The 23,740-nt window shown below is 64.1% G+C and carries 21 protein-coding genes; 14 read left to right on the forward strand and 7 right to left on the reverse strand.

Annotated elements, in window-relative coordinates:
* Nucleotides 1–5 precede the first annotated feature (5 nt).
* Nucleotides 6–2,408 carry a PAS domain S-box protein gene (locus BVH03_RS16905; protein ID WP_075962243.1) on the reverse strand — a complete coding sequence of 801 codons (2,403 nt, stop codon included), beginning with the start codon at nt 2,406–2,408 and terminating at the stop codon, nt 6–8.
* Nucleotides 2,409–2,541: 133 nt separating this feature from the next.
* Between BVH03_RS16905 and BVH03_RS16910 the strand changes: the two genes are divergently transcribed.
* Complete coding sequence (locus tag BVH03_RS16910; protein ID WP_075962244.1) at nt 2,542–3,522, forward strand: alpha/beta hydrolase family protein; 981 nt, start codon at nt 2,542–2,544, stop codon at nt 3,520–3,522.
* A gap of 12 nt (nt 3,523–3,534) precedes the next feature.
* Here BVH03_RS16910 and BVH03_RS16915 read toward each other — a convergent pair whose 3' ends face one another.
* The 3 genes from BVH03_RS16915 to BVH03_RS16925 are packed head-to-tail and all read right to left on the reverse strand — an operon-like array spanning nt 3,535 to nt 5,988.
* A complete protein-coding gene (locus tag BVH03_RS16915; RefSeq protein ID WP_075962245.1) occupies nt 3,535–4,293 on the reverse strand; it encodes a DnaJ domain-containing protein in 759 nt (252 codons plus the stop codon).
* Nucleotide 4,294: 1 nt separating this feature from the next.
* Complete coding sequence (gene murU, locus BVH03_RS16920; protein ID WP_075962246.1) at nt 4,295–4,966, reverse strand: N-acetylmuramate alpha-1-phosphate uridylyltransferase MurU; 672 nt, start codon at nt 4,964–4,966, stop codon at nt 4,295–4,297.
* Nucleotides 4,963–5,988, reverse strand: a complete 1,026-nt coding sequence (locus BVH03_RS16925; RefSeq protein ID WP_075962247.1) for an aminoglycoside phosphotransferase family protein — start codon at nt 5,986–5,988, stop codon at nt 4,963–4,965. Before BVH03_RS16925 ends, murU begins: the two co-directional genes overlap by 4 nt.
* A gap of 124 nt (nt 5,989–6,112) precedes the next feature.
* Here BVH03_RS16925 and BVH03_RS16930 point away from each other — a divergent pair, with 124 nt between their 5' ends.
* The 11 genes from BVH03_RS16930 (at nt 6,113) to BVH03_RS16980 (ending at nt 20,602) form a co-directional block, all read left to right on the forward strand.
* On the forward strand, nt 6,113–8,899 hold the full coding sequence (locus tag BVH03_RS16930) for an LPS-assembly protein LptD (RefSeq protein WP_075962248.1): 2,787 nt from the start codon (nt 6,113–6,115) through the stop codon (nt 8,897–8,899).
* Nucleotides 8,880–10,175, forward strand: a complete 1,296-nt coding sequence (locus tag BVH03_RS16935) for a peptidylprolyl isomerase (RefSeq protein WP_371915369.1) — start codon at nt 8,880–8,882, stop codon at nt 10,173–10,175. Before BVH03_RS16930 ends, BVH03_RS16935 begins: the two co-directional genes overlap by 20 nt.
* Before the next feature lie 93 nt (nt 10,176–10,268).
* Nucleotides 10,269–11,267: a 4-hydroxythreonine-4-phosphate dehydrogenase PdxA gene (gene pdxA, locus BVH03_RS16940; RefSeq protein ID WP_075962250.1), complete on the forward strand. Its 999-nt coding sequence runs from the start codon at nt 10,269–10,271 to the stop codon at nt 11,265–11,267.
* 126 nt (nt 11,268–11,393) lie between these two features.
* Nucleotides 11,394–12,206 carry a 16S rRNA (adenine(1518)-N(6)/adenine(1519)-N(6))-dimethyltransferase RsmA gene (gene rsmA, locus BVH03_RS16945; protein ID WP_075962251.1) on the forward strand — a complete coding sequence of 271 codons (813 nt, stop codon included), beginning with the start codon at nt 11,394–11,396 and terminating at the stop codon, nt 12,204–12,206.
* Nucleotides 12,207–12,220: 14 nt separating this feature from the next.
* Nucleotides 12,221–12,601 carry a Co2+/Mg2+ efflux protein ApaG gene (gene apaG / locus BVH03_RS16950; RefSeq protein ID WP_075962252.1) on the forward strand — a complete coding sequence of 127 codons (381 nt, stop codon included), beginning with the start codon at nt 12,221–12,223 and terminating at the stop codon, nt 12,599–12,601.
* A 267-nt stretch (nt 12,602–12,868) separates the two neighbouring features.
* Nucleotides 12,869–13,693: a symmetrical bis(5'-nucleosyl)-tetraphosphatase gene (locus BVH03_RS16955; protein ID WP_075962253.1), complete on the forward strand. Its 825-nt coding sequence runs from the start codon at nt 12,869–12,871 to the stop codon at nt 13,691–13,693.
* Nucleotides 13,690–14,019 carry a thiosulfate sulfurtransferase GlpE gene (glpE, locus tag BVH03_RS16960; protein WP_075962254.1) on the forward strand — a complete coding sequence of 110 codons (330 nt, stop codon included), beginning with the start codon at nt 13,690–13,692 and terminating at the stop codon, nt 14,017–14,019. The genes BVH03_RS16955 and glpE overlap by 4 nt, the downstream gene beginning before the upstream one ends.
* Before the next feature lie 470 nt (nt 14,020–14,489).
* On the forward strand, nt 14,490–16,412 hold the full coding sequence (locus BVH03_RS16965; RefSeq protein ID WP_075962255.1) for a PrkA family serine protein kinase: 1,923 nt from the start codon (nt 14,490–14,492) through the stop codon (nt 16,410–16,412).
* Nucleotides 16,413–16,478: 66 nt separating this feature from the next.
* On the forward strand, nt 16,479–17,750 hold the full coding sequence (locus BVH03_RS16970; protein ID WP_075962256.1) for a YeaH/YhbH family protein: 1,272 nt from the start codon (nt 16,479–16,481) through the stop codon (nt 17,748–17,750).
* Nucleotides 17,747–19,309 carry a SpoVR family protein gene (locus BVH03_RS16975; RefSeq protein WP_075962257.1) on the forward strand — a complete coding sequence of 521 codons (1,563 nt, stop codon included), beginning with the start codon at nt 17,747–17,749 and terminating at the stop codon, nt 19,307–19,309. The genes BVH03_RS16970 and BVH03_RS16975 overlap by 4 nt, the downstream gene beginning before the upstream one ends.
* A gap of 57 nt (nt 19,310–19,366) precedes the next feature.
* Nucleotides 19,367–20,602 carry a multifunctional CCA addition/repair protein gene (locus tag BVH03_RS16980; RefSeq protein WP_075962258.1) on the forward strand — a complete coding sequence of 412 codons (1,236 nt, stop codon included), beginning with the start codon at nt 19,367–19,369 and terminating at the stop codon, nt 20,600–20,602.
* On the opposite strand, the gene folK is transcribed toward BVH03_RS16980, so the two are convergent.
* Nucleotides 20,599–21,126, reverse strand: coding sequence for a 2-amino-4-hydroxy-6-hydroxymethyldihydropteridine diphosphokinase (gene folK / locus BVH03_RS16985; protein WP_075962259.1), 528 nt, complete (start codon nt 21,124–21,126; stop codon nt 20,599–20,601). The genes BVH03_RS16980 and folK overlap by 4 nt on opposite strands.
* Nucleotides 21,117–21,473, reverse strand: a complete 357-nt coding sequence (gene folB, locus BVH03_RS16990) for a dihydroneopterin aldolase (RefSeq protein ID WP_075932242.1) — start codon at nt 21,471–21,473, stop codon at nt 21,117–21,119. The genes folK and folB overlap by 10 nt, the downstream gene beginning before the upstream one ends.
* A gap of 74 nt (nt 21,474–21,547) precedes the next feature.
* Between folB and plsY the strand changes: the two genes are divergently transcribed.
* Entirely contained in the window at nt 21,548–22,117 is a 570-nt protein-coding gene (plsY, locus tag BVH03_RS16995) for a glycerol-3-phosphate 1-O-acyltransferase PlsY (protein WP_075962291.1), read from the forward strand.
* Between the two features lie 125 nt (nt 22,118–22,242).
* Here the strand turns inward: plsY and tsaD are convergent, their stop codons facing one another.
* Nucleotides 22,243–23,268: a tRNA (adenosine(37)-N6)-threonylcarbamoyltransferase complex transferase subunit TsaD gene (gene tsaD / locus BVH03_RS17000; RefSeq protein ID WP_075962260.1), complete on the reverse strand. Its 1,026-nt coding sequence runs from the start codon at nt 23,266–23,268 to the stop codon at nt 22,243–22,245.
* Nucleotides 23,269–23,471: 203 nt separating this feature from the next.
* Here tsaD and rpsU point away from each other — a divergent pair, with 203 nt between their 5' ends.
* Nucleotides 23,472–23,687, forward strand: a complete 216-nt coding sequence (gene rpsU / locus BVH03_RS17005) for a 30S ribosomal protein S21 (protein ID WP_003290642.1) — start codon at nt 23,472–23,474, stop codon at nt 23,685–23,687.
* Nucleotides 23,688–23,740 lie beyond the last annotated feature (53 nt).

Consider the following 23,740-nt stretch of genomic DNA (forward strand, 5'->3'; position numbering starts at 1 on the left):
ACCTCCTATTCATCGATTGCACACGCGCTCAGCGGCACCCGTACGCGCAACAGAGTACCTTCGCCGGGCCGGCTGTCGAGGCTCAATTGCCCGCCAAGCATCAGCACCCGCTCGCGCATGCCCACCAGGCCGAAGGAGTTGGCGCGTATGGCGGCCGGATCGAAGCCGCGGCCATCGTCGCTGATCGACAGGCGCAGGCTGTCGCCCAGCAGTTCCAGACGTACCGTCACCGTGTGCGCCTGGGCATGGCGCATGACGTTGGTCAGCGACTCCTGAAGGATGCGGAACAGCCCGGTTGCCTTGGCATCACTCAGCGGCGGCACGTGTTCGGGCACTTCGACCAGGCACGGGATCTGCGTGCGCGCTTCGAAACGCCGCGCCTGCCATTCGATGGCCGAGGCGATGCCGGCGTCGAGAATCGGCGGGCGCAAGGCGGTGGCCACGTCGCGTACCAGCTGGAACAGGTTGGCGATCAGCTTTTTCATGTTGTCCAGGCGCTCGCGCAGGCCGGGGTCGAGGTCGGCGAACCCCAGCTCGCACATCGAGGTTTCCAGCTTGAGTACGGTGAGCACCTGGCCGAGTTCGTCATGTACCTCGCGGGCGATTCGCGCCTTTTCCTCCTCGCGCACGCTTTCCAGGTGCGCGGACAGGTCGCGCAGGCGTGCCTGGGAGTCGGCCAGCGCCAGCTCGTTGCGCTTGTTGTCGCTGATGTCCCAGACCACGCCGTCCCAGATCACCCGGCCATCGGCCAGGCGCCGGGCCATGGCCTTGATGTCGACCCAACGCGACTCACCGGTGTGGGTGAGCATGCGCCCCTGCCAGTGCCAGTCGCTATCGCTGTCGAAGGCCTGGTCCTGGGTGCGGTGGTAGCCGACCTTGTCATCCGGGTGCACCAGGCTGCGCAGGCCGTGATCGGGAGCCAGCAAGGTGGACGCCCGATAGCCGACCAGGCTCTCGCTGCCCTCGCCGATAAAGGCGAACAGCGCCGGATCGCCCGGTCGCGCGCGCTCCAGGCGAAACACCACGCCGGGCACGTTGGAGGCGATACCCTGCAGGCGCGCCTCGCTCTCCTGCAGGGCGGCCAGGGCGCGGCGACGCTCGGTGACATCGGTGATGAACACCACCAGGTACTCGGTATCGCGGTACTGCAGGAAGCTCAACGACACGTCCACCGGCAGGCGGCTGCCGTCGGCACGCAGGCATTCGGTCTCGAAGCTCGGCGGTCGCTCGTCGCCCTTGCGTGCCAGGCGCCACAGGTTGAGCCAGCGGTCCATGCTCATTCCCGGTTCGAAATCGCTGAGCGGCCGATCCACCAGGCCGCCACTGCGACAACCGAGCATGGTTTCGGCGGCATGGTTGGCGTAGCGCACATGGCTGTCCCAATTGACCCAGAGGATGCCCACCGTGCTGTTGTCGATGGAGAACTGCGACAGGCGCAGGGCATCGCGGGCGATCTCGCGCAGCTCGACCTCATGGCGCGCGGCGAGCAGGCGAAACTCCAGGGTGTCGCGCTGGCGCCGCAGCCACAGCGCCAGCAGCAATGCGAACACCAGCAGCAGACCGAGCAGCAGGCTGATGCCACGCCAGAAGCTCGACGAGCTTTCCTGCTGCAGGTAGCTGGGCGGCAACCAGCGATTGTGCAGACCATCGAGCTCGCGCGCCGAGACACTGCGCAGGGCCACGTCGACGATCGCCGACAGTTCGGGCAGATCACGCCGGGTGGCTATCCGCAGCAGTTGCGGAAAACCGATGTCGCCGACGATGGCCAAGCCCAGGAACTCCGGCTCCCTGGCCAGGCGTCCCAGTTGCGCCTCGTCGAGCACCGCATAGCTGGCCTGCTCGTTGAGCACTCGCTGCAGCGCCTGGCGTGATGAGCTGGTGACGTCCAGCTTGAGCTTCGGGTAGCTGCTGTGCAGGTAGTCGAGCACCGCATCGGAAACCTTCAGGGCGACCGGCGAGCGTGCGTCGAGCTGCTCGAGGTCGACCGCGCCGCCGCTGTCGCGTTCGCCGATCAGCAGATGGGAAACGCGCAGGAAGGGATCGGAAAACACCCAGCGCCTGAGCCCGGCCGGCGTCTGGCTGAGCCCCGCGGCCAGGTCGAGCTGGTCGTTACGCAGCGCCTGCTCCAACTCCTCGGGCGTCTGGAAGGTGCGCCAGCGCACCTGTACGCCCATCAGCGTGGCCAGGGTATTGACCATCTCCACGTTGGCGCCGGTCAGGCGATGCAGGCGGCGGTCGAGCTGGGCGAAGGGGGGCTGCAGCACCACGCCGGCGCGCAATACGGGGTGGTCGGCAAGCCAGCGTTGCTGCGCCGTATCGAAGATCGCCGCCGGCGCCGCTGGCGGCTGATCGGCCCACAGCGCCGTGGGCAAGCTCACTATCAGAAGAAACAGCCAACGGTGGATCATGCACAGACACCGGAACGTTCGAGAGGCCGCCGGGTTAGAGAACCGGGGCAGACGCTGCCATTAAGCACCATCAGAATCTGACAAATCCACGACAAGTGATTAGGCTGGCCTCATTCCCCTTGCAGGCCTTGCCATGACCCGTCTTCGCCATCTGCCCCGCTATGCCCTGTGCCTGAGCCTGCTGGCCGGCGCCCCGGCCGTGCATGCCGAACAGAGCCCGCCCGCCGAAGCCGCCGACAAGGGCGAGAACAAATCCGAGCAACGGGCACCGCTGATCGAGCGTAGCGATCTGGAGGCCTCGGCCCTGGAACGCCAGCTGGCGGCCAGCGAACAGCAGCAGCTCGACGCCGCCGGCACGACCTTTCTGGCCCTCTGGCGACCGGCCAACGACCCGGCGCCCATGGGCGCGGTGATCCTGGTGCCAGGCGACGATGAAAGTGCCGACGCTCCGCCGACCGTCGGCCCGCTGCGCCGCAAGCTGCCCGACGCCGGCTGGCACAGCCTCAGCCTGACCCTGCCGGACCCGCAGGGCGCCAACTTGCCCGTGCGCCTTGCCGAGCCGGCCGCGAATGGCGACGGCAAAGCTGCACAGCCCGCGGTCGAGAAAGCGCCCGAGCCCGCCGCGCCCGTGCCCGTGCCCGCGAACGACGCGCCATCGCCTGACGCCGAAGCGGCCCGCGCTGCCCATGTCGAACGGGTTTTCGCCCGTATCGATGCCGGCATCGCCTTTGCCGGGCAGCAGCAGGCCAAGGTCGTGGTGCTGCTTGGCCATGGCAGTGGTGCCTACTGGGCGGCGCGCTACATCGCCGAGCGCAAGCCCGCCAACGTGACCCACCTGGTGCTGGTGGACACCCGCCAGCCGGAAGGCTTCGACGCGCCGTTCAACGACCTGCTGGCGCAGCTCACCGCCAAGGTCGGCGACTTCTATTACCGCGACAGCGCCAGCGCGCGGCAGGCGGCACTGGCACGCAAGCAGCTGAGTCAGCGCCAGAAACAGCCCGCACTGGTGCAGATCAGCCTGGATGCCTTGCCGGGTAATCCCGATGTCGCCCAGGAACAGCTGTTCCGACGCCTGCGCGGCTGGCTGGACAAGCACGCCGGCGGCGCCAAGTAAGTAGCGGCCTGCTCAGCGGAAGCCGCGACGCTGGCGAATCAGCGCATAGGCATTGTGCAGCTCGCGGGTTGCCTCGGTGGCCTCACGCACTTTCTCGGGCGCCGCGCCACTACCGGCCATCTTGTCGGGGTGATGGCGGCTGAGCAGGCGCCGATAGGCCTTCTTGATCTGCTGAACGTCGCTGTCGGCGGTCACGCCAAGCAGGCGCAAGGCCTGCTGATAACTATCGGCGGCGGCAGTCGGCGGGCCGCGGCGTGGTGAGTAGGCCTCGCTAAGCGCCTCCTGGGCCTCGACGGCAATACCCAGCCACTTGCCCCACAACAGGATCAGCTCGCGCTCGGCCTGGCCCACCTTGCCGTCGGCCCAGGCCATGCGCCAACACGCGCGCAGCAGCTCCTGCGCCTGGTCACGGCGCCGCTGCAGCGGGCCACGCAGGTTGTCCTGGCCGGTCTTGCCCCGCGAGAACGCCTCGATGGCCGTCGCCCTTCCAACCTCGCCCAGGGCCAGGCGCTGCATTTCGGCGCGGGCCTGACGAATGTGCGCCTGCTGCACCACGCCATCGCTCTTGGCCAGGCGCCCGAGCATGACGAACAACAGGGCGTCATCACGTACCGAGGGTTTGCCGACCAGCCGCTCGCCCAGGGTCTTCCAGCCACGCAAGCCGAGACGCCGATCCAGCACCTGACCGAGCAGGCCGCCGAGCAACAGACCGGGAATGCTCGCCAGGGCGAAGCCGGCCAACGCGCCCACCACAGTCAGCGGCCAGTACATATCAGCGCTCGCCCTGCAGCAGCGATTCCACCTCGGCCAGGCGCTCGTGGGTACCGACATCCACCCAGCGCCCGGTGAAGTGCTCACCCGTCACCTGCTGGCTGGTCATCGCGTCCCTGAGCAGCGGCGCGAGCTTGAATGCGCCTGGCTGACAACCTGAGAACAGTTCAGGGCTGAGCACGGCAATACCGCTGTAGGTCAGGCTGGCGTCACCGGCTTCGGCATCCGCCACCAGCTCCTCCGCGAGGCGGAAGTCGCCTGCCAGGTGATGGGCCGGGTTGTCCACCAGCACCAGGTGCGCTTTTTCGCTGAACGGCCTGCGCAGGGTCGAAAAATCGAAATCGGTGAATATATCGCCGTTGACCACCACGAACGGCTCGTCACCGAGCAGCGACAATGCCTTGAAAATACCGCCACCGGTTTCCAGCGGCTCGCCTTCGGCCGAGTAGCGAATGCGCACGCCATAGCGCTCGCCGTCGCCCAGGTAGTCCTCGATCTGCTGGCCGAGCCAGGCGTGATTGACCACCAGCTCGCTGAATCCTGCACGCGCCAGGGCACGCACGTGATACTCGATCAGCGGCACCCCGGCGGCGCGCACCAGGGGTTTGGGCGTGTGCAGGGTCAGCGGTCGCAGGCGCTCGCCCCTGCCGGCGGCCAGAATCATCGCCTTCATCGAGCGGCCTCCGCGGCGCCCTTGAGCTGCGCGATCAGCTCACCGAGCTCGGCCAGCTCCGGGCGCCGCTCAAGCACGTCATCTATGTAGGCGAAAAAACGCGGTACGTCGGCCAGGTATCGTGGCTTGCCGTCGCGATGGCAAATGCGCGCGAAGATGCCGATCACCTTGAGGTGGCGCTGCACGCCCATCAGGTCACTGGCACGCAGAAACTGCGCCAGTTCATCCTGCACGGGAATGCCGGCTGCACGGGCCTTGTGCCAATAGCTGTCGAGCCACCCTTCCACCCGTGCCGGTGGCCAGCTAAGAAACGCATCCTTGAACAGACTGGTGATGTCATAGGTGACCGGGCCGTAGACGGCATCCTGGAAATCCAGCACGCCGGGATTGGGCTCGCTGATCATCAGGTTGCGCGGCATGTAATCGCGGTGCACCAGCACCTTGGGCTGCGCCAGGGCGCTGTCGATCAGCAACGTACAGATGCGCTGCCAGGCGGCCTGCTGATTGGCATCCAGGGTATGGCCGAGCTCGCGAGCGACGTACCAATCCGGAAACAATTGCAGCTCGCGGCGCAGCAAGGCGTCGTCATAGTGCGGTAGGCCGGCATCCATCGGCAATTGCTGATAGGCCAACAAGGCGTCGATGGCGGGCTCGAACAGTTGATCGGCATTGTCGCTGTCGATCACCTCCAGGTAGGTCTGGCGGCCCAGATCGCTGAGTAGCAGAAAGCCTTGCTCGAGATCGGCGCCATGGATCTGCGGCACGTTCAGGTCTGCGCGGGCCAGTAGCTTGGCAATCTCGACGAACGGCCGGCAATTCTCCTGCGGCGGCGGTGCGTCCATCACGATCAGGCTGCGCCCAGCCGCCTCCCAGCGGAAATATCGGCGAAAACTGGCATCGCTGCTGGCCGGCTGCAACACGGCATTAGGCACCTCGCCCCAGCCGTTGGTGGCGAACAGGGCCTGCAGCTGCGGCTCAAGCCATTGCTTCAGGCGTTGTAAACGTACATCGTGTTCAGGCATTGCAAGGGTCTCCGACGGCGCTAGCCGTTGCGCGGGTCATGCTTTATTATCCAGCATCTTTTTCAGCCCATCGAGAGGCGTGCGGCCCCTGGGCCAAAAGCGCACAGGAAGCCCGGAAAACAAGATGGCAGTAAAATACCCCGCTTTTCGCAAGAAATTCCCGCTTCTGGTAACGGGTGGCCTGTTGGCCCTGCAGCCCTTCGCCAGCCCATTCGCTACCGCTGCCGAACAGTTCGACTGCCAGGCATCGCCGACCGGCGGTTGGGCTTGTGCACCGAAAACCAGCAACGCCGCTCTGCCGAGCCGGCCGGCCCACAGCGCCAACTCGGTCAGCGCAGGTACCCCCACGACTGCGGCGGCTGCCAAGCCTGATACCAATGCCGCGCCGACGCAAGTGACCGAAGCCGGCGGCCGTGCCCTGGCATCGCGCAGTGCCGACTACAGTCACCTGGACTGGGTACCGCGTGAAAAGCTGACCAGCGCACAGTTGGCCGAGATCGGCCCGGCCTGCTCTGGTGCCTACATCGAGCCTACTCGCCCGGGCATGAACGACACCACGCCGATGAGCGAAGCGCCGATGTTCGTCTCGGCCAAGGCGTCGCGCTATCAGCAGGAGCAGCAGGTCGCGACCCTCGCCGGTGACGTGGTCGTACGCCAGGCCGGCATGCAGGTCGAAGCCGACGAAGCCAATCTGCACCAGGCCGAGAACCGCGGCGAGCTGGTCGGTAACGTCCGCCTGCGCGACAAGGGTGCCCTGGTGGTCGGTGACCGTGGCGAGCTGCAGCTCGACAACGGCGAAGCACGCATCGACAACGCCGAGTACGTGATGCACGCCGCCCACGTGCGCGGCAGCGCGGCTTACGCCAAGCGTGAGGAAACCGCGATCATCCGCCTCAAGGATGGCACCTATACCAGTTGCGAACCGGGCAGCAACGCCTGGCACCTGACCGGTAACAACATCACCTTGAACCCGGCCACCGGCTTCGGCACCGCGACCAACGTCACGCTACGGGTCAAGGATTTCCCGGTGTTCTATACGCCGTACATCTATTTCCCGATCGACGACCGTCGCCAGTCCGGCTTCCTGCCGCCGAGCTTCAGCCGCTCGGGCAGCAACGGCCTGACCCTGCAGACCCCGTACTACTTCAACTTGGCGCCAAACTTCGACGCCACGCTGTACCCGACCTACATGGCCAAGCGTGGCCTGCTGCTCGAAGGCGAGTACCGCTACCTGACCCGCAACAGCGAAGGCCAGGTCGGCGCTGCCTACCTGGATGACCAGGAAGACGAGCGCAAGCTGCAGTCGGGTTACAAGGACCAGCGCTGGATGTACAGCTGGCAGCATAAGCAGGGTCTCAACGACCGCCTGCTGGCCGAGGTCGACTACACCGATATCAGCGACCCCTACTACTTCCAGGATCTGAAGACCGATCTGGGCATCGAGACCTCTACTTACGTCAATCAGCGCGGCACGCTGACCTGGCGCGGTGACAGCTACACCGCTCGGCTGAACGCCCATGCGTACGAGCTGGCGACCATCACCGACGTCACGCCCTATGATCGCTTGCCGCAGATCACCCTGGATGGCCAGCTGCCGTTCGAGCCGGGCGGCCTGAACTTCACCTACGGGACCGAGCTGGTGCGTTTTGATCGTGATCTGCGCGATGGTTTCTATGTCGACAAGAATGGCAACCCCGAAGGTCGCTGGAACGACTACAACATTCAGGGCCTGGCCCGCTCCAATGGCACCCGTCTGCATGTCGAGCCGGGCGTCAGCCTGCCGCTGGACTGGAGCTGGGGCTACGTGAAGCCGCAGGTCAAGTACCTGCAAACCAATTACGACCTGGATATCGACCAGCGCGGCAAGGACACCTTGCTTGCCGACGAGCAGTACAGCAGCACGCAGAGCCGCGGCGTCGGCATGTTCAGCGTCGACAGCGGCCTGTATTTCGACCGTCAGACCTCGCTGTTCGGCCGCGAAGCACGGCAGACCCTCGAGCCGCGCCTGTTCTACCTCTACGTGCCGGAAGAAGACCAGACCGATATCCCGGTATTCGACACGGGCGAGAACACCTTCAACTACGCCTCGCTGTGGCGTGAGAATCGCTTTAGCGGCAAGGACCGTATCGGCGACGAGAACAAGATTTCCCTCGGCGTGACCAGCCGCTGGATCGAGGCCAACGGCTTTGAGCGCCAGCGCTTCAGCATCGGCCAGGCCTTCTATTTCGAAGACCGCAAGGTGCAGATGCCCGGCATCGACTATCGCACCCGCGATGAGGCGCAGTCGTCGGTATCGCCTTACGCCCTGGAATACATGTACCGCTACAACCAGGACTGGCGCTTCACCTCGGACTTCAACTGGGACCCGGACAGCCACCGCACCCGTTCCGGCAGCGCCATGTTCCACTACCAGCCGGCGGATAACCCGCGCAAGGTCGTCAATGTCGGGTACCGCTATCGCAACGATACGCTCAACTACGACCAGAGCACCGGACGCTGGGGCTTTGGGGCCGACTATGGTACGGAGACGCTGCCTGATGGTTCAGCAAACCCGAACTTCATCAAGGACTACTACAAGATCAGCCAGCATGACTTCTCGGTCATCTGGCCTCTCGGCCCGCAGTGGAGCGTCATTTCTCGCTGGCAGTACGATTACGGGCGCAACCGCACCCTGGAAGCCTTTGGCGGCTTCGAATACGACAGCTGCTGCTGGAAGCTGCGCGTGATCAACCGCTACTGGATCGATTACGACGAGGTCAGCCTCAACCCCTCGCGTAACGACAAGGCCGACAACGGTATCTTCCTGCAGATCGTCCTCAAAGGCCTGGGTGGCGTGACGGGCAGCAACGTTGAGACATTCCTCGACCAAGGCATTCAAGGTTATCGTGAACGTGAAGAGCAAGCTCGCTGAGTGCGTGCGCCCGCTGCTGTGGGGCGCACTGTTTCTGGGTACGGCGGCGCACGCCGACGTACAGCCTCTCAACCGCGTGGTGGCGATCGTCGATAACGACGTGATCATGCAGACCCAACTCGACGCCCGGGTACGCGAGGTGCAACAGACCATCGGCAAGCGCGGCGCCGAGGTGCCGCCGGCCAATGTGTTGACCCAGCAGGTGCTGGACCGCCTGATCCTCGAGAACATCCAGTTGCAAATGGGCGAACGTTCCGGCATTCGCATCGGCGACGAAGAACTCAACCAGGCCATGGCCACCATTGCCCAGCGCAACGGCATGAGCATCGAGCAGTTCCGCGACGCCCTGGCCAGAGACGGCCTGTCGTTCAACGACGCCCGCGATCAGGTGTCGCGCGAGATGGTCATCAGCCGCGTGCGCCAGCGCCGTGTGGCCGAGCGTATCCAGGTCACCGAGCAGGAAGTGAAGAACTTCCTCGCTTCCGACCTGGGCAAGATGCAGCTGTCCGAAGAGTTCCACCTGGCCAACATCGTCATTCCGGTCCAGGAAGACGCGTCCTCCGACGCCCTGCAAGCCGCCGAGCGCCGTGCTCAGGACCTCTATCAGCAAGCACGTCAGGGCGCCGATTTCGGTCAACTGGCGATTGCCAACTCGGCCAGCGAAACCGCCCTGGACGGTGGTGACATGGGCTGGCGCAAGGCGGCGCAGCTGCCACCGCCGTTCGACGCCATGATCAGCGCCATGACCGTTGGCGACGTTACCGAGCCGATCCGCACCCCAGGCGGCTTCATCCTGCTCAAGGTGCTGGAGAAGCGTGGTGGTGAAGCCGCGGCCGTGCGTGATGAAGTGAACGTACGCCACATCCTCATCAAGCCGAGCGAAATCCGCACCGACGCCGAGGCCAAGGTACTCGCCGAGCGCCTGTATCAGCGCATCGAATCCGGGGAAGACTTCGCCGAGCTGGCGAAGAACTTCTCCGAAGACCCGGGCTCGGCCCTCAACGGCGGCAGCCTGAGCTGGATCGACCCGAATGCTCTGGTACCGGAGTTCCGCGAGGTGATGAACAACACCGCCAGCGGTGAGGTTTCCAAGCCGTTCAAGAGCCAGTTCGGCTGGCACGTACTGCAGGTCATGGGCCGCCGCGCCACCGACAGCAGCGAGCAGATGCGCGAGCAACAGGCGCTCAACCTGCTGCGCAATCGCAAGTACGAAGAAGAGCTGCAAACCTGGCTACGTCAGATCCGCGACGAAGCCTATGTGGAAATCAAGTTGTAACCCAGCCTGAACGCCACGAGAGCCCGGCCCAGCGCCGGGCTTTTTCATTCATGCCTGGACTAGACTCATAGCCGCCCGCCTAGAGACCGAATCATGCCAGACAGCTTGCGCTTCGCCCTCACCCCTGGAGAACCGGCCGGCATCGGCCCGGACCTGTGTCTATTGCTCGCCCGCCAGCGGCAAGCCCATGCACTGATTTGCGTCGCCAGCCGCGCACTGATGCAGGCGCGCGCCGCAGAGCTGGGGCTGGAGATCGATCTGCTCGATGCCGCTCCTGACGATTGGCCAACCCAGCCCGCCCCGGCCGGCAGCCTTTACGTTTGGGATACGCCGCTGGGCGAGCCGGTGATTACCGGCCAATTGAGCAAGGGCAACGCTGCCTACGTCCTGCAGACCCTGACCCGAGCGGCCGAGGGCTGCCTGGACGATAGCTTCGATGGCTTGATCACCGCTCCCGTACACAAGGGCATCATCAACGAGGCTGGCATGGCCTTCTCTGGCCATACCGAATTTCTCGCCGACCTGACCGGAACGCCCCAAGTGGTGATGATGCTGGCGACGCGCGGGCTGCGGGTCGCGCTGGTCACCACCCACCTGCCGCTCAAGGATGTGGCCAACGCCATCACCGCTGAACGCCTGCAGCGCGTGACCCGTATCCTGCATGCCGATCTGCGCGACAAGTTCGCCATCGCCAGGCCACGCATCCTGGTCTGCGGCCTCAATCCCCATGCCGGCGAAGGCGGCCACCTGGGGCGCGAAGAGATCGAGATCATCGAGCCCGCGCTCGAGCAGTTGCGTGCCGAAGGTATGGATCTGCTCGGCCCGCTGCCGGCCGATACGCTGTTCACACCCATACACCTGGAACATTGCGACGCGGTGCTCGCCATGTATCACGACCAGGGCCTGCCGGTGCTCAAGTACAAGGGCTTCGGCGCAGCCGTCAACGTGACCCTGGGCCTGCCGATCATCCGCACGTCGGTCGACCACGGCACCGCCCTGGATCTTGCCGGCACCGGCCGCATCGACTGCGGCAGCCTGCAGGTCGCCCTGGAAACCGCGTACGAAATGGCGCGCAGCCGTCTGCTCCCATGAGCGACCTGCCTGGAGTGGCGGGCGCCGCCGCTCGACAGGCGTTCCCTGCTAAACTGCGCGTTTTCGCCTGACCGCTTTACGCGCTTGCTTGATGCTTGCAGCTTGAAGCCTGGAGCTGCTTTTCAGATGTCCGAGCCTTACCAACACCGCGCGCGCAAGCGCTTCGGCCAGAACTTCCTTCATGACGCCGGGGTGATTCACCGTATCCTGCGCGCCATCCATGCCCGCGAAGGCGAACACCTGCTGGAGATCGGCCCGGGCCAGGGCGCGCTGACCGAAGGTCTGCTCAACAGTGGCGCACAACTGGACGTGATCGAGCTGGATCTGGACCTGATTCCGATCCTGCAGGCCAAGTTCGCTGACCAGCCGCGCTTTCGCCTGAACCAGGGCGATGCCCTGAAATTCGACTTCTCGAGCCTGCAGGCAGCGCCCAACAGCCTGCGGGTGGTCGGCAACCTGCCGTACAACATCTCCACACCGCTGATTTTCCACCTGCTGAACAACGCTCAACTGATCCGCGACATGCACTTCATGCTGCAGAAGGAAGTGGTCGAGCGCCTGGCAGCAGGCCCCGGCGGCGGCGACTGGGGGCGGCTGTCGATCATGGTGCAATACCACTGCCAGGTGGAGCACCTGTTCAACGTCGGCCCAGGGGCTTTCAATCCGCCGCCCAAGGTCGACTCGGCCATCGTGCGCCTGGTACCGCACAAGGTCCTGCCGCATCCGGCCAAGGATCATCGCCTGCTCGAACGCGTGGTTCGCGAGGCCTTCAACCAGCGCCGCAAGACCCTGCGCAACACTCTCAAGGCGTTGCTGCCGGCCAGTGAGATCGAGGCGGCCGGCGTCGATGGCAGCCTGCGCCCCGAGCAGTTGGATCTGGCCGCCTTCGTGCGCCTGGCCGACCAGCTGGCCCTACAACCCGCGCCTTCGCCCACCTGATTGATCGAGTGCCCATGTCCGACCCTCGCTACCAGATCGACGTCAACATCGTCCCCCGCTACCTGCCAGCGCAGTCGCAGCCCGAGCAGAACCGCTTCGCTTTCGCCTACGACGTGACCATCCACAACGCCGGCGAGCTGCCGGCGCAACTGCTCGCGCGCCATTGGGTGATCACCGACGGCAACGGTCAGGTTCAGGAAGTGCGCGGCGCAGGCGTGATCGGCGAACAGCCGCTGATCGCTCCGGGCGAGAGCCATCGCTACAGCAGCGGCACGCTGCTGGCCACCCAGGTCGGCACCATGCAGGGCAGCTATCAGATGCTGGCTGACGACGGCCAGCGTTTCGATGCACCGATCGCGCCCTTCCGTCTCGCCGTTCCGGGCGCCCTGCACTAAGGGTCTATCCCCGTTTCGTTCGTGGCCGCGCCGGAGCCACTTTTTGCGCGAGGCAAGGCATGAGGAGAGAAGTTTGGTTATTCCAAATGAACGACGAATAACGCAGCATCGCGCAAAAAGTGGCCCGGCCCTTCGGGTTGCGCGAAAAATTGCACCATGCTGCGTTGCGAGGCTTGGCAAGGGAGCGACTATTACCGGCGCCTCGCGCCTTATCTGGTGCAATTTTTCGCAGCAACGCGGCTCACGACGAAACGGGGGTAGACCCTAATGGCGACCTATGCCGTCGGCGACCTGCAGGGTTGCCTGAAGCCGCTGCAGTGCCTGCTCGAACGCGTGGCCTTCGATCCGGCCCGCGACCGACTGTGGCTGGTCGGTGACCTGGTCAACCGCGGCCCTGCCTCCCTGGAGACCCTGCGTTTTCTGTATGGCATGCGCGACGCGCTGGTCTGCGTGCTGGGCAACCATGACCTGCACCTGCTCGCCGCCTCGCGCAATATCGAGCGCCTCAAGCGAGGCGACACCCTGCGCGAGATCCTCGAGGCGCCGGATCGCGACGAGCTGCTGGACTGGCTGCGCCAGCAGAAGCTGCTGCATTACGACGAACAACGCGACACCGCCCTGGTGCACGCCGGCATACCGCCGCAGTGGCACATCGGCAAGGCGCTGCGCCGCGCTGCCGAAGTCGAGAACGCACTGCGCGACGATGCCCTGTACCCGATGTTCCTCGACGGCATGTACGGCAACGAGCCGGCGCGCTGGGACAAGGAACTGCACGGCATCGCCCGGCTGCGGGTGATCACCAACTATTTCACCCGCATGCGCTTCTGCAAGGCCGACGGCACCCTGGACCTGAAGAGCAAGGAAGGCCTGGACACCGCGCCAGCCGGCTATCTGCCCTGGTTCAGCCACAAGCACCGCAAGACCCGCGACCAGAAGATCATCTTCGGCCACTGGGCGGCCCTTGAAGGCCACTGCGACGAACCTGGTGTGTTCGCCCTGGACTCGGGCTGCGTGTGGGGCGGCAGCATGACCCTGATGAATATCGATAGCGGCGAGTACCATCGCTGCGACTGTAGCGAGGAAACAGCATGAGCGAGTTCAAACGCATCGCCCCCGAGCAAGCCCAGGCACTGCGCGAGAAGGGCGCCGTGGTGGTCGACATCCGTGACCCGCAAAGCTTCGCGGCCGGCCACATCAGCGACTCTGTGCATCTGGACAACCATTCGCTGGCCGACTTCATCGCCAAGGCCGATCTCGACGCCCCGCTGGTCGTCACCTGCTATCACGGCAATTCCAGCCAGAGCGCCGCGGCCTATCTGGTCGGCCAGGGGTTCTCGGAGGTCTACAGCCTCGACGGCGGCTTCGAGCTGTGGCGCAGCACCTATCCCCAGGACACCGAAGCCAGCCAGGCCGAGTGACATGGCCTCGGGCCATCTTCCGCGCGGCCACAGTGCCCGGAAGATGGACCGGCATAAATATTTTCCTCGTTCAGCCCCCGCCAATGCTGGGCTTGGCTGCCTGCACAGCGCCGCCATGGCGCTTCGCACGGCAATTGCGCCTTGACCTTGCCGATTACCAACTATCCTTGTCTTAGGCCATCCCAATTCAGGTAGCCGGCCAACCGGCCGAACGGGCCATCGGTACTCACCTTCAGCAGCCAGCCAGAGCCACGCAACACAGGGTCAGGCGGGAGAAGGCAGCCGATACGCCTTGCGCGAGACACGCAAGGCGGCTGTCCTCAACCTGCCATGCGACGGACAGCCGACCATGAGGTTCTGACTGACCAAGGGGGTGTTTGGGGGATTCATCTCGGCAGCGCGAGCGCCGAGTCTGCATGCACCCGCTCGACCGATCCCGGCCGGCTCCCAGCATCGAGCGAGGTGAAGTCATGAGCATTTTCAGTCACTTCCAACAACGATTCGAGGCGACGCGCCAGGAGGAGTACTCGCTGCAGGAGTACCTCGAATTGTGCAAGCAGGATCGCAGCGCCTACGCCAGCGCGTCCGAGCGCTTGCTGATGGCCATCGGCGAACCGGAGCTGCTCGATACCTCCCACAACCCGCGAATGTCGCGCATCTTTTCCAACAAGGTGATCCGCCGCTACCCGGCCTTTGCCGACTTCCACGGCATGGAAGAATGCATCGAGCAGATCGTGTCCTACTTCCGCCACGCGGCCCAGGGCCTGGAAGAGAAGAAGCAGATCCTTTACCTACTCGGCCCGGTCGGCGGCGGCAAGTCCTCGCTGGCCGAGAAACTCAAGCAGTTGATGGAAAAGGTGCCCTTCTACGCCATCAAGGGTTCACCGGTGTTCGAATCACCACTGGGCCTGTTCAACGCCGCCGAGGACGCCGCGATCCTCGAGGAGGACTACGGCATTTCCCGCCGTTACCTGGGCAGCATCATGTCGCCCTGGGCCAGCAAGCGCCTGGCCGAGTTTGGCGGTGACATCAGCCAGTTCCGCGTGGTCAAGCTCTACCCGTCGATCCTCAACCAGATCGCCATCGCCAAGACCGAGCCGGGCGACGAGAACAACCAGGACATCTCCGCGCTGGTCGGCAAGGTGGATATCCGCAAGCTCGAGGAATTCCCGCAGAACGATGCCGACGCCTACAGCTACTCGGGCGCGCTGTGCCGGGCCAACCAGGGCTTGATGGAATTCGTCGAGATGTTCAAGGCGCCCATCAAGGTGCTGCACCCGCTGCTCACCGCCACCCAGGAAGGCAACTACAACAGCACCGAAGGCCTCGGCGCCATCCCCTACAACGGCATCCTGCTGGCCCACTCCAACGAATCGGAATGGCACACCTTCCGCAACAACAAGAACAACGAGGCGTTCATCGACCGTATCTACATCGTCAAGGTGCCGTACTGCCTGCGCATCAGCGACGAGATCAAGATCTACGACAAGCTGCTGGTCAGCAGCTCCCTGGCCAACGCCCATTGCGCGCCGGACACCCTGAAGATGCTCGCCCAGTTCTCCACCCTGTCACGCCTCAAGGAGCCGGAGAACTCCAACATCTACTCGAAGATGCGCGTCTACGACGGCGAAAACCTCAAGGATACCGACCCCAAGGCCAAGTCGATCCAGGAGTACCGCGACTCGGCCGGTGTCGACGAAGGCATGAACGGCCTATCGACCCGCTTCGCCTTCAAGATTCTCTCCAAGGTCTTCAACTTCGACCCGCACGAAGTGGCCGCCAACCCGGTGCACCTGCTCTATGTGCTCGAGCAGCAGATCGAACAGGAACAGTTCCCGGGCGAGGTACGCGAGCGCTACCTGCGCTTCATCAAGGAATACCTGGCGCCGCGCTATATCGAGTTCATCGGCAAGGAAATCCAGACCGCCTACCTGGAGTCCTATAGCGAGTACGGCCAGAACATCTTCGACCGCTACGTGCTGTACGCCGATTTCTGGATTCAGGACCAGGAATACCGCGATCCCGAGACGGGGGAAATCCTCAATCGCGTGGCCCTCAACGAGGAACTGGAGAAGATCGAGAAGCCGGCCGGCATCAGCAATCCGAAGGATTTTCGCAACGAGATCGTCAACTTCGTGCTGCGCGCCCGGGCCAACAACAACGGCAAGAATCCGACCTGGCTCAGCTACGAGAAACTGCGCGTGGTGATCGAGAAGAAGATGTTCTCCAACACCGAGGACCTGCTACCGGTCATCAGCTTCAACGCGAAGGCCAGCAAGGAGGATCAACAGAAGCACAACGACTTCGTCAAACGCATGGTCGAGCGCGGCTATACCGAGAAGCAGGTACGCCTGCTGTCCGAGTGGTATCTGCGCGTACGCAAATCGCAGTAAGCGGCCTCTGATGCGGACCACGGTCGACTCGCCGTGGCCCGCATCGGCAGTGCCCGGAGGGCTTGTATGAGCTACGTGATCGACCGTCGCCTGAATGGCAAGAACAAGAGCACGGTGAACCGCCAGCGGTTCATTCGTCGCTATCGTGACCACATCAAGAAGGCGGTGGAGGACGCCGTCAGCCGCCGCTCCATCACCGACATTGAGCACGGCGAGCAGATCAGCATTCCCGGCCGCGACATAGACGAGCCGGTGCTGCATCACGGCCGCGGTGGCAAGCAGACCGTCGTCCACCCCGGCAACAAGGAGTTCGTCGCCGGCGAGCGCATTCCACGCCCGCAGGGCGGTGGCGGCGGCCAGGGTGCCGGCAAGGCCAGCAACTCCGGCGAGGGCATGGACGAGTTCGTGTTCCAGATCACCCAGGAAGAGTTCCTGGACTTCATGTTCGAGGACCTGGAGCTGCCCAATCTGGTCAAACGCCACCTGACCGGCGCGGAAACCTTCAAGACCGTACGCGCGGGTATCAGCAGCGAGGGCAATCCGTCGCGCATCAACATCGTGCGTACGCTGCGTTCGGCCCATGCCCGGCGCATCGCACTGTCCGGCAGCAGCCGCGCCAAGCTGCGCGAAGTGAAGGCCGAACTGGAGCGTCTGCGCCGCGAGGAGCCGGACAACTTCAGCGACATCCAACTGCTAGAGGCCGAAATGCAGCGCCTCAGCGCACGCATTCACCGCATCCCGTTTCTCGATACCTTCGACCTCAAGTACAACCTGCTGGTCAAGCACCCCAACCCCAGCTCCAAGGCGGTGATGTTCTGCCTGATGGACGTCTCCGGCTCGATGACCCAGGCCACCAAGGACGTCGCCAAGCGCTTCTTCATCCTTCTGTACCTGTTTCTCAAGCGGAACTACGACAAGATCGACGTGGTGTTCATCCGCCATCACACCAGTGCCAAGGAAGTCGACGAGGAGGAGTTCTTCTACTCCCGGGAAACCGGCGGCACCATCGTCTCCAGCGCGCTGAAGATGATGCAGGAGATCATGGCCGAACGTTATCCGGCCAACGAATGGAACATCTACGGCGCACAGGCTTCGGACGGCGACAACTGGAACGACGACTCGCCGATTTGCCGGGATATCCTGATCAAGCAGATCATGCCCTTCGTGCAGTACTTCACCTACGTGGAGATCACCCCGCGCGAGCACCAGGCACTGTGGTTCGAGTACGAGCGAGTGGCCGAGGCCTTCGGCGAAACCTTCGCCCAGCAGCAACTGGTATCGGCGGGTGACATCTACCCGGTATTCCGCGAACTGTTCCAGCGGAGGCTCGCCACATGAGCAGCAATAGGAAACGTCAGCCACTGTCCAAGGGCTCGGAATGGACCTTCGAACTGATTCGCGACTACGACCGGGAAATCAGCCGGCTGGCCGAGCGCTATGCCCTCGACACCTACCCCAACCAGATCGAGGTGATCACCGCCGAGCAGATGATGGATGCCTATGCGTCCGTCGGCATGCCGTTGGGTTATCACCACTGGTCCTACGGCAAGCAGTTCCTCAGTACCGAGAAATCCTACAGCCGCGGGCAAATGGGCCTGGCCTACGAGATCGTGATCAACTCCGACCCGTGCATCGCCTACCTGATGGAGGAAAACACCATCACCATGCAGGCCCTGGTGATCGCCCACGCCTGCTACGGGCACAACAGTTTCTTCAAGGGCAACTACCTGTTCCGCACCTGGACCGACGCCAGTTCGATCATCGACTACCTGGTGTTCGCCAAGCAGTACATCACCCAGTGCGAAGAGCGCCACGGTATCGACGCGGTCGAGGACCTGATCGACTCCTGCCATGCGCTGATGAACTACGGTGTGGACCGCTACAAGCGGCCCTACCCCATTTCCGCCGAGGAAGAGCGCCGTCGCCAGAAGGACCGCGAAGAGCACCTGCAGCGGCAGATCAATGACCTGTGGCGCACCATTCCCAAGAGTGCCAGCAAAACCGACGAGAGCGACAACAAACGCTTTCCCGCCGAGCCCCAGGAAAACATCCTGTATTTCCTGGAGAAACACGCCCCGCTCCTCGAACCCTGGCAGCGTGAAGTGATCCGCATCGTGCGCAAGATCGCCCAGTATTTTTACCCGCAACGCCAGACCCAGGTGATGAACGAAGGCTGGGCGACCTTCTGGCACTACACGCTGATGAACGATCTATACGACGAAGGCCTGGTCACCGACGGTTTCATGATGGAATTCCTGCAGTCGCACACCAGCGTGGTGTTCCAGCCGTCGTTCGACAGCCCCTACTACAGCGGCATCAACCCCTACGCCCTGGGCTTCGCCATGTACCGTGACATTCGCCGCATCTGCGAGGCGCCCACCGAGGAAGATCGCCACTGGTTCCCGGACATCGCCGGCAGCGATTGGCTGAGCACCCTGAAATTCGCCATGACCAGTTTCAAGGACGAAAGCTTCATCTTGCAGTACCTGTCCCCCCAGGTGATACGCGACCTGAAGCTGTTCAGCATTCTCGACGACGACCAGAAAGACGAACTCAGCGTACCGGCCATCCACGATGAGCCGGGCTATCGAACCATCCGTGAAACCCTTGCTGCCCAGTACAACCTCGGCAATCGCGAGCCCAACGTGCAGATCTGGAGCGTCGACCGCCGCGGCGACCGCTCGCTGACCCTGCGCCACTTCCAGCATGACCGCAAGCCGCTGGGCAGTTCCACCGAAGAAGTGCTCAAGCACCTGCACCGCCTGTGGGGTTTCGACATTCACCTGCAGACGCTGCAGGGCGAGCGGATCGTCAACACCCAGCACGTGCCACCGAGAAACGATGCAGCACAGGATGGCGACCACCCACGTCTGGATCTGCATATCCCTCCGTTGTAACCGCGCGACGACAGCCTCCGGCACTGCGGGTATCCTTTGCCCATGACGGAGACTTCTATGCAGATCTACAAAGTCGGTGGCGCCGTGCGCGACCGCCTGCTCGGCCGCCCGGTGACCGAGATCGACTGGGTGGTGGTCGGCGCCACGGCCGACACCCTGCTGAAACAGGGCTATCGCCCGGTCGGCGCTGATTTTCCGGTATTCCTGCACCCGCAATCGGGCGAGGAATACGCCCTGGCCCGCACCGAACGCAAGAGCGGGCGCGGCTATGGCGGCTTCACCTTTCACGCCAGCCCCGAGGTGACGCTGGAAGAAGACCTGATCCGCCGCGACCTGACCATCAATGCCATTGCCGAAGACCAGCAGGGCAAGCTGATCGACCCCTATGGCGGCCAGCGCGATCTCCAGGCCAAGCAACTGCGCCACGTCTCGCCAGCCTTCGCCGAAGACCCGCTGCGCATACTGCGCGTCGCCCGCTTCGCGGCCCGCTACGCGACGCTGGGCTTCAGCGTGGCGCCCGAGACGCTCGAACTGATGCGCCAACTGGCCGAGTCCGGCGAGCTGGATGCCCTCACCCCGGAGCGCAGCTGGAAGGAAATATCCCGGGCACTGATGGAGCCGCGCCCGGACGTGTTCATCGAGGTACTGCGCGAGTGCGGCGCCCTGGCCGTCATGCTGCCGGAAATCGACCAGTTGTTCGGCGTTCCCCAGCCCGCAGCCCATCACCCGGAAATCGATACGGGCGCACATGTGCTGGCGGTACTGCGCCAATGTGCCGGGCACCAGCAGCCGCTGCCCGTGCGCTGGGCCTCCCTGCTGCACGATGTCGGCAAGGGGCTGACCGATCCCGCCGAATGGCCGCGGCATATCGCCCACGAGCACCGCGGCATCGCGCTGATCGAGGTGATCAACAAGCGCTGCAAGGTGCCACGGGAATGCCAGGAGCTGGCCGAATTGGTCGGCGAATTTCACACCCATGCCCATCGCGCCCTGGAGCTGCGTGCATCGACGCTACTGGAGCTGATGCAGCGCTTCGACGTGTTCCGTCGCCCACAACGCTTCGAGGCCTTCGTTGCGGCGTGTGAAATGGACGCCCGTGGTCGTCATGGCCTGGAGGATCGTGACTACCCCCAGGCGGCCTATCTGCTGGCCGCCATGGCCGCGGTACGCGAGGTGGCCGTGCAGCCGCTGCTGGAGCGCGGCTACAAGGGCGCAGAGCTGGGTGAGGCGCTCAATCGTGAGCGCCTCACCGCGCTGAAAGCCTTCAAGCAGGCCAGCGAGAAAACCGGTTAAGGCGAAGGTAGAAGCTCGGGCGGCGTCAGCTCCACGCCGCGCCACTGGAACGAGACCGGCCACAGCTGCTGCTCGATACGCGCCTCCTGCCACAGCTCGGCAAAGCGCATGCCTACGGCCGGATGTTCGACCTCGGGCACTAGCAACGCCAACGGCCGCAGCACGAAGGCATTCCTTAGGATTTCCGCCCGGGGCAACACCAGGCCATCGAAATTGCCCACCAGTTCGCCATAGGTCAGCACGTCGATATCCAGTGGCAGGCCCTTGCGGTCCGGCGCATAACGACCGTTGTCGGCCTCGATGAATTTCAGCCGCCGATCCAGCTCGGTCAGCGGCAGCGCCGTGCGCCCGGCGATCACCAGGTTGAAGAACGGGCCGCTCTTGATGCCCACCGCCAGGCTTTCGAAGACCGGCGAGCAGCGCATGTCGGTGACGATTTCGGCCAGGGCATCGAGCCCGGCGCGCAGGTGCGCCTCGCGCTCGATATTGCTACCAAGGCCCAACAGGATTGGCGTTAGCGACATCCGCGCTCGATCTCCACACCGACACCACCACGGGCTGCCGGCACAGCGCCCGGCTTGGTCACCCGCAAGCGCACCCAGGGAATGTCGAATTCGCTCATCAGCAGCGCCACCAAGCGCTCGGCAAAGGTTTCCACAAGGATGAACTGGGATTCGCTGGCGAAAGCCTGGATGCGCGTCGACAGCGTGGCGTAATCCAGAGCCTTGCTGAGGTCATCGTCCAGGGCGGCCGGACGATTGTCCCAGCCCAGCCACAGATCCAGCTGCAGGCATTGGCGGATGGTGCGTTCCCAGTCGTAGGCACCGATGACGGTGTCAACTTCTAGCCCTGCGATAAACACTGTGTCCAAGCATGCTCTCCACGGCACGACAAGCTCGCCGCACCTCGTTAGAATCGGCCATCCCCCGGCGCGGAATGGATACCATGTTTTGGTTACTGGCGACCCTCGCCTACCTGCTCGGCTCGCTGTCCTTCGCTATTCTGCTCAGCCGCATGACCGGCCTGGCAGACCCGCGCGCCAGCGGCTCGGGCAACCCCGGCGCCACCAACATGCTCAGAGTGGCGGGCAAACGCCTGGCCATTCTCACGCTGATTGGCGATCTGTTCAAAGGTTTGCTGCCGGTACTGGTCGCCGCCCACCTCGGTTTCACCGTTCAAGAGCAGGCCTGGCTAGGCTTGGCCGCGGTGCTCGGCCACCTGTACCCGATCTACTTTCGCTTCCGTGGCGGCAAGGGTGTCGCCACCGCAGCCGGCATGCTGCTGGGGCTTTACCCACCGGCCGCGCTACTGGCCCTCGGCGCCTGGCTGCTGACCTTCACCCTGACCCGCACCAGCTCCCTGGCGGCCCTCACGGCCGCGCCCCTGACACTGCCGCTGCTGGCCTGGCAACAACCGGCGGCGCTACTGCCGATGTGCGCACTCAGCGGGCTGATCGTCTGGCGCCACCGCCGCAACCTGCGCGACCTGTGGGCCGGCCGCGAACGGCATTTCTGAGCTATTTCAAGAATACGAAAACAGTGGGCAGCTATTCCCGGGGCTCCTGTGGGAGCGCGCCATGCGCGCGAATCGCGGGCGTGGCCCGCTCCCACACGTGATCCATCGATACCCACACCCAGTTCTCACAACGCCGGCAACTGCTCCATCGGCCAGCGGGCCTGCACGCTGATCGCCAACTCCTCATGCTGCCCGGCCAACAAACGCTGGCAACCGGCGTAGGCGATCATCGCGCCATTGTCGGTACAGAATGCCGGACGCGCATAAAACACGTTGCCCTTCAGCGCTGCCGTCATGTCTTCGAGCGACGTACGCAACGCGCGGTTGGCACTCACTCCGCCCGCGATCACCAGGCTGCTCAGGCCGGTCTGCTTGAGCGCGCGACGGCATTTGATGGTCAGCGTCTCGACCACCGCCTGCTGGAAGGCCAGGGCCACGTCACAACGGGTCTGCTCGCTGTCATCACCGCTGCTCTGACACTGCTGCCAGGTATTGAGGGTGAAGGTCTTCAGGCCGCTGAAGCTGAAATCCAGGCCGGGACGGTCGGTCATCGGCCGCGGGAACACGAACCGCCCGGGTGTACCGCGCTCGGCGAGCCGGGCGATTTCCGGGCCACCGGGGTAACGCAGGCCCATCAGTTTGGCGGTCTTGTCGAAGGCTTCGCCGGCCGCGTCGTCCAGCGACTCGCCGAGCAGTTGGTACTGGCCGATGCCGTCGACGCGCACCAACTGGGTATGGCCGCCCGACACCAGCAGGGCCACGAACGGAAACGCCGGCGGCGCCGGCTCGAGCATGGGCGCCAGCAGGTGGCCTTCCATGTGGTGCACGCCAATGGCGGGAATATCCCAGGCGAACGCCAGGGCCTGGGCGCAGGAGGCGCCAACCAGTAGCGCACCAACCAGGCCGGGGCCGGCGGTGTAGGCGATGGCGTCGATGTCGGTGGCCACGCAACCGGCCTCGTCCAGCACCTGGCGGATCAGCGGCAGCATGCGCTTGACGTGGTCACGCGAGGCCAGCTCCGGCACCACACCACCGTAGGCGCGGTGCAGGTCGATCTGACTGAACAGCGCATCGGCGAGCAGGCCGCGTTCGCTGTCGTAAAGCGCGACACCGGTCTCGTCGCACGAAGTTTCCAATCCCAGAACCAGCATGGTTTCGCCTTCTCTGCCGGTTGCCCAGCGTAAAAGGCCGGCATGATAATCGCCGCTCGGCGGCCCAGACCAGTGCTTTTCGATCAGAGGCTTTGCATTCCGCTTGACGAGGCGGTAACATCCGCAACCCTTAAAAACCTGTGATCTTTCCGTGCCGTTGCCAGGAAGACACAAACCTCCGGTAATAAAGAAGGTAGCCCTGGATGCCAGCCGTCAAAGTTAAAGAGAACGAACCCTTCGACGTAGCTCTGCGTCGTTTCAAGCGCTCCTGCGAAAAAGCCGGTGTTCTGGCCGAAGTTCGTAGCCGCGAATTCTACGAAAAGCCGACCGCCGAGCGTAAGCGCAAAGCCGCTGCCGCTGTTAAGCGTCACGCCAAGAAAGTGCAGCGCGAACAGCGCCGCAGCGTTCGCCTGTACTAATAACGTACACGCAACGCCCGAATGCCCGGTTCGGCCGGGCATCATCGTCAAGA

The organism is Pseudomonas sp. PA15(2017), assembly GCF_001945395.1.
Taxonomy (GTDB): Bacteria; Pseudomonadota; Gammaproteobacteria; order Pseudomonadales; family Pseudomonadaceae; genus Aquipseudomonas.

Bases quoted from the DNA above. Each gene is read 5' to 3' on its own strand.
- BVH03_RS16905 (WP_075962243.1), bottom strand. From the start codon at position 2,408: ATGATCCACCGTTGGCTGTTTCTTCTGATAGTGAGCTTGCCCACGGCG.
- BVH03_RS16910 (WP_075962244.1), top strand. From the start codon at position 2,542: ATGACCCGTCTTCGCCATCTGCCCCGCTATGCCCTGTGCCTGAGCCTG.
- BVH03_RS16915 (WP_075962245.1), bottom strand. From the start codon at position 4,293: ATGTACTGGCCGCTGACTGTGGTGGGCGCGTTGGCCGGCTTCGCCCTG.
- murU (WP_075962246.1), bottom strand. From the start codon at position 4,966: ATGAAGGCGATGATTCTGGCCGCCGGCAGGGGCGAGCGCCTGCGACCG.
- BVH03_RS16925 (WP_075962247.1), bottom strand. From the start codon at position 5,988: ATGCCTGAACACGATGTACGTTTACAACGCCTGAAGCAATGGCTTGAG.
- BVH03_RS16930 (WP_075962248.1), top strand. From the start codon at position 6,113: ATGGCAGTAAAATACCCCGCTTTTCGCAAGAAATTCCCGCTTCTGGTA.
- pdxA (WP_075962250.1), top strand. From the start codon at position 10,269: ATGCCAGACAGCTTGCGCTTCGCCCTCACCCCTGGAGAACCGGCCGGC.
- rsmA (WP_075962251.1), top strand. From the start codon at position 11,394: ATGTCCGAGCCTTACCAACACCGCGCGCGCAAGCGCTTCGGCCAGAAC.
- apaG (WP_075962252.1), top strand. From the start codon at position 12,221: ATGTCCGACCCTCGCTACCAGATCGACGTCAACATCGTCCCCCGCTAC.
- BVH03_RS16955 (WP_075962253.1), top strand. From the start codon at position 12,869: ATGGCGACCTATGCCGTCGGCGACCTGCAGGGTTGCCTGAAGCCGCTG.
- glpE (WP_075962254.1), top strand. From the start codon at position 13,690: ATGAGCGAGTTCAAACGCATCGCCCCCGAGCAAGCCCAGGCACTGCGC.
- BVH03_RS16965 (WP_075962255.1), top strand. From the start codon at position 14,490: ATGAGCATTTTCAGTCACTTCCAACAACGATTCGAGGCGACGCGCCAG.
- BVH03_RS16970 (WP_075962256.1), top strand. From the start codon at position 16,479: ATGAGCTACGTGATCGACCGTCGCCTGAATGGCAAGAACAAGAGCACG.
- BVH03_RS16975 (WP_075962257.1), top strand. From the start codon at position 17,747: ATGAGCAGCAATAGGAAACGTCAGCCACTGTCCAAGGGCTCGGAATGG.
- BVH03_RS16980 (WP_075962258.1), top strand. From the start codon at position 19,367: ATGCAGATCTACAAAGTCGGTGGCGCCGTGCGCGACCGCCTGCTCGGC.
- folK (WP_075962259.1), bottom strand. From the start codon at position 21,126: ATGTCGCTAACGCCAATCCTGTTGGGCCTTGGTAGCAATATCGAGCGC.
- plsY (WP_075962291.1), top strand. From the start codon at position 21,548: ATGTTTTGGTTACTGGCGACCCTCGCCTACCTGCTCGGCTCGCTGTCC.
- tsaD (WP_075962260.1), bottom strand. From the start codon at position 23,268: ATGCTGGTTCTGGGATTGGAAACTTCGTGCGACGAGACCGGTGTCGCG.
- rpsU (WP_003290642.1), top strand. From the start codon at position 23,472: ATGCCAGCCGTCAAAGTTAAAGAGAACGAACCCTTCGACGTAGCTCTG.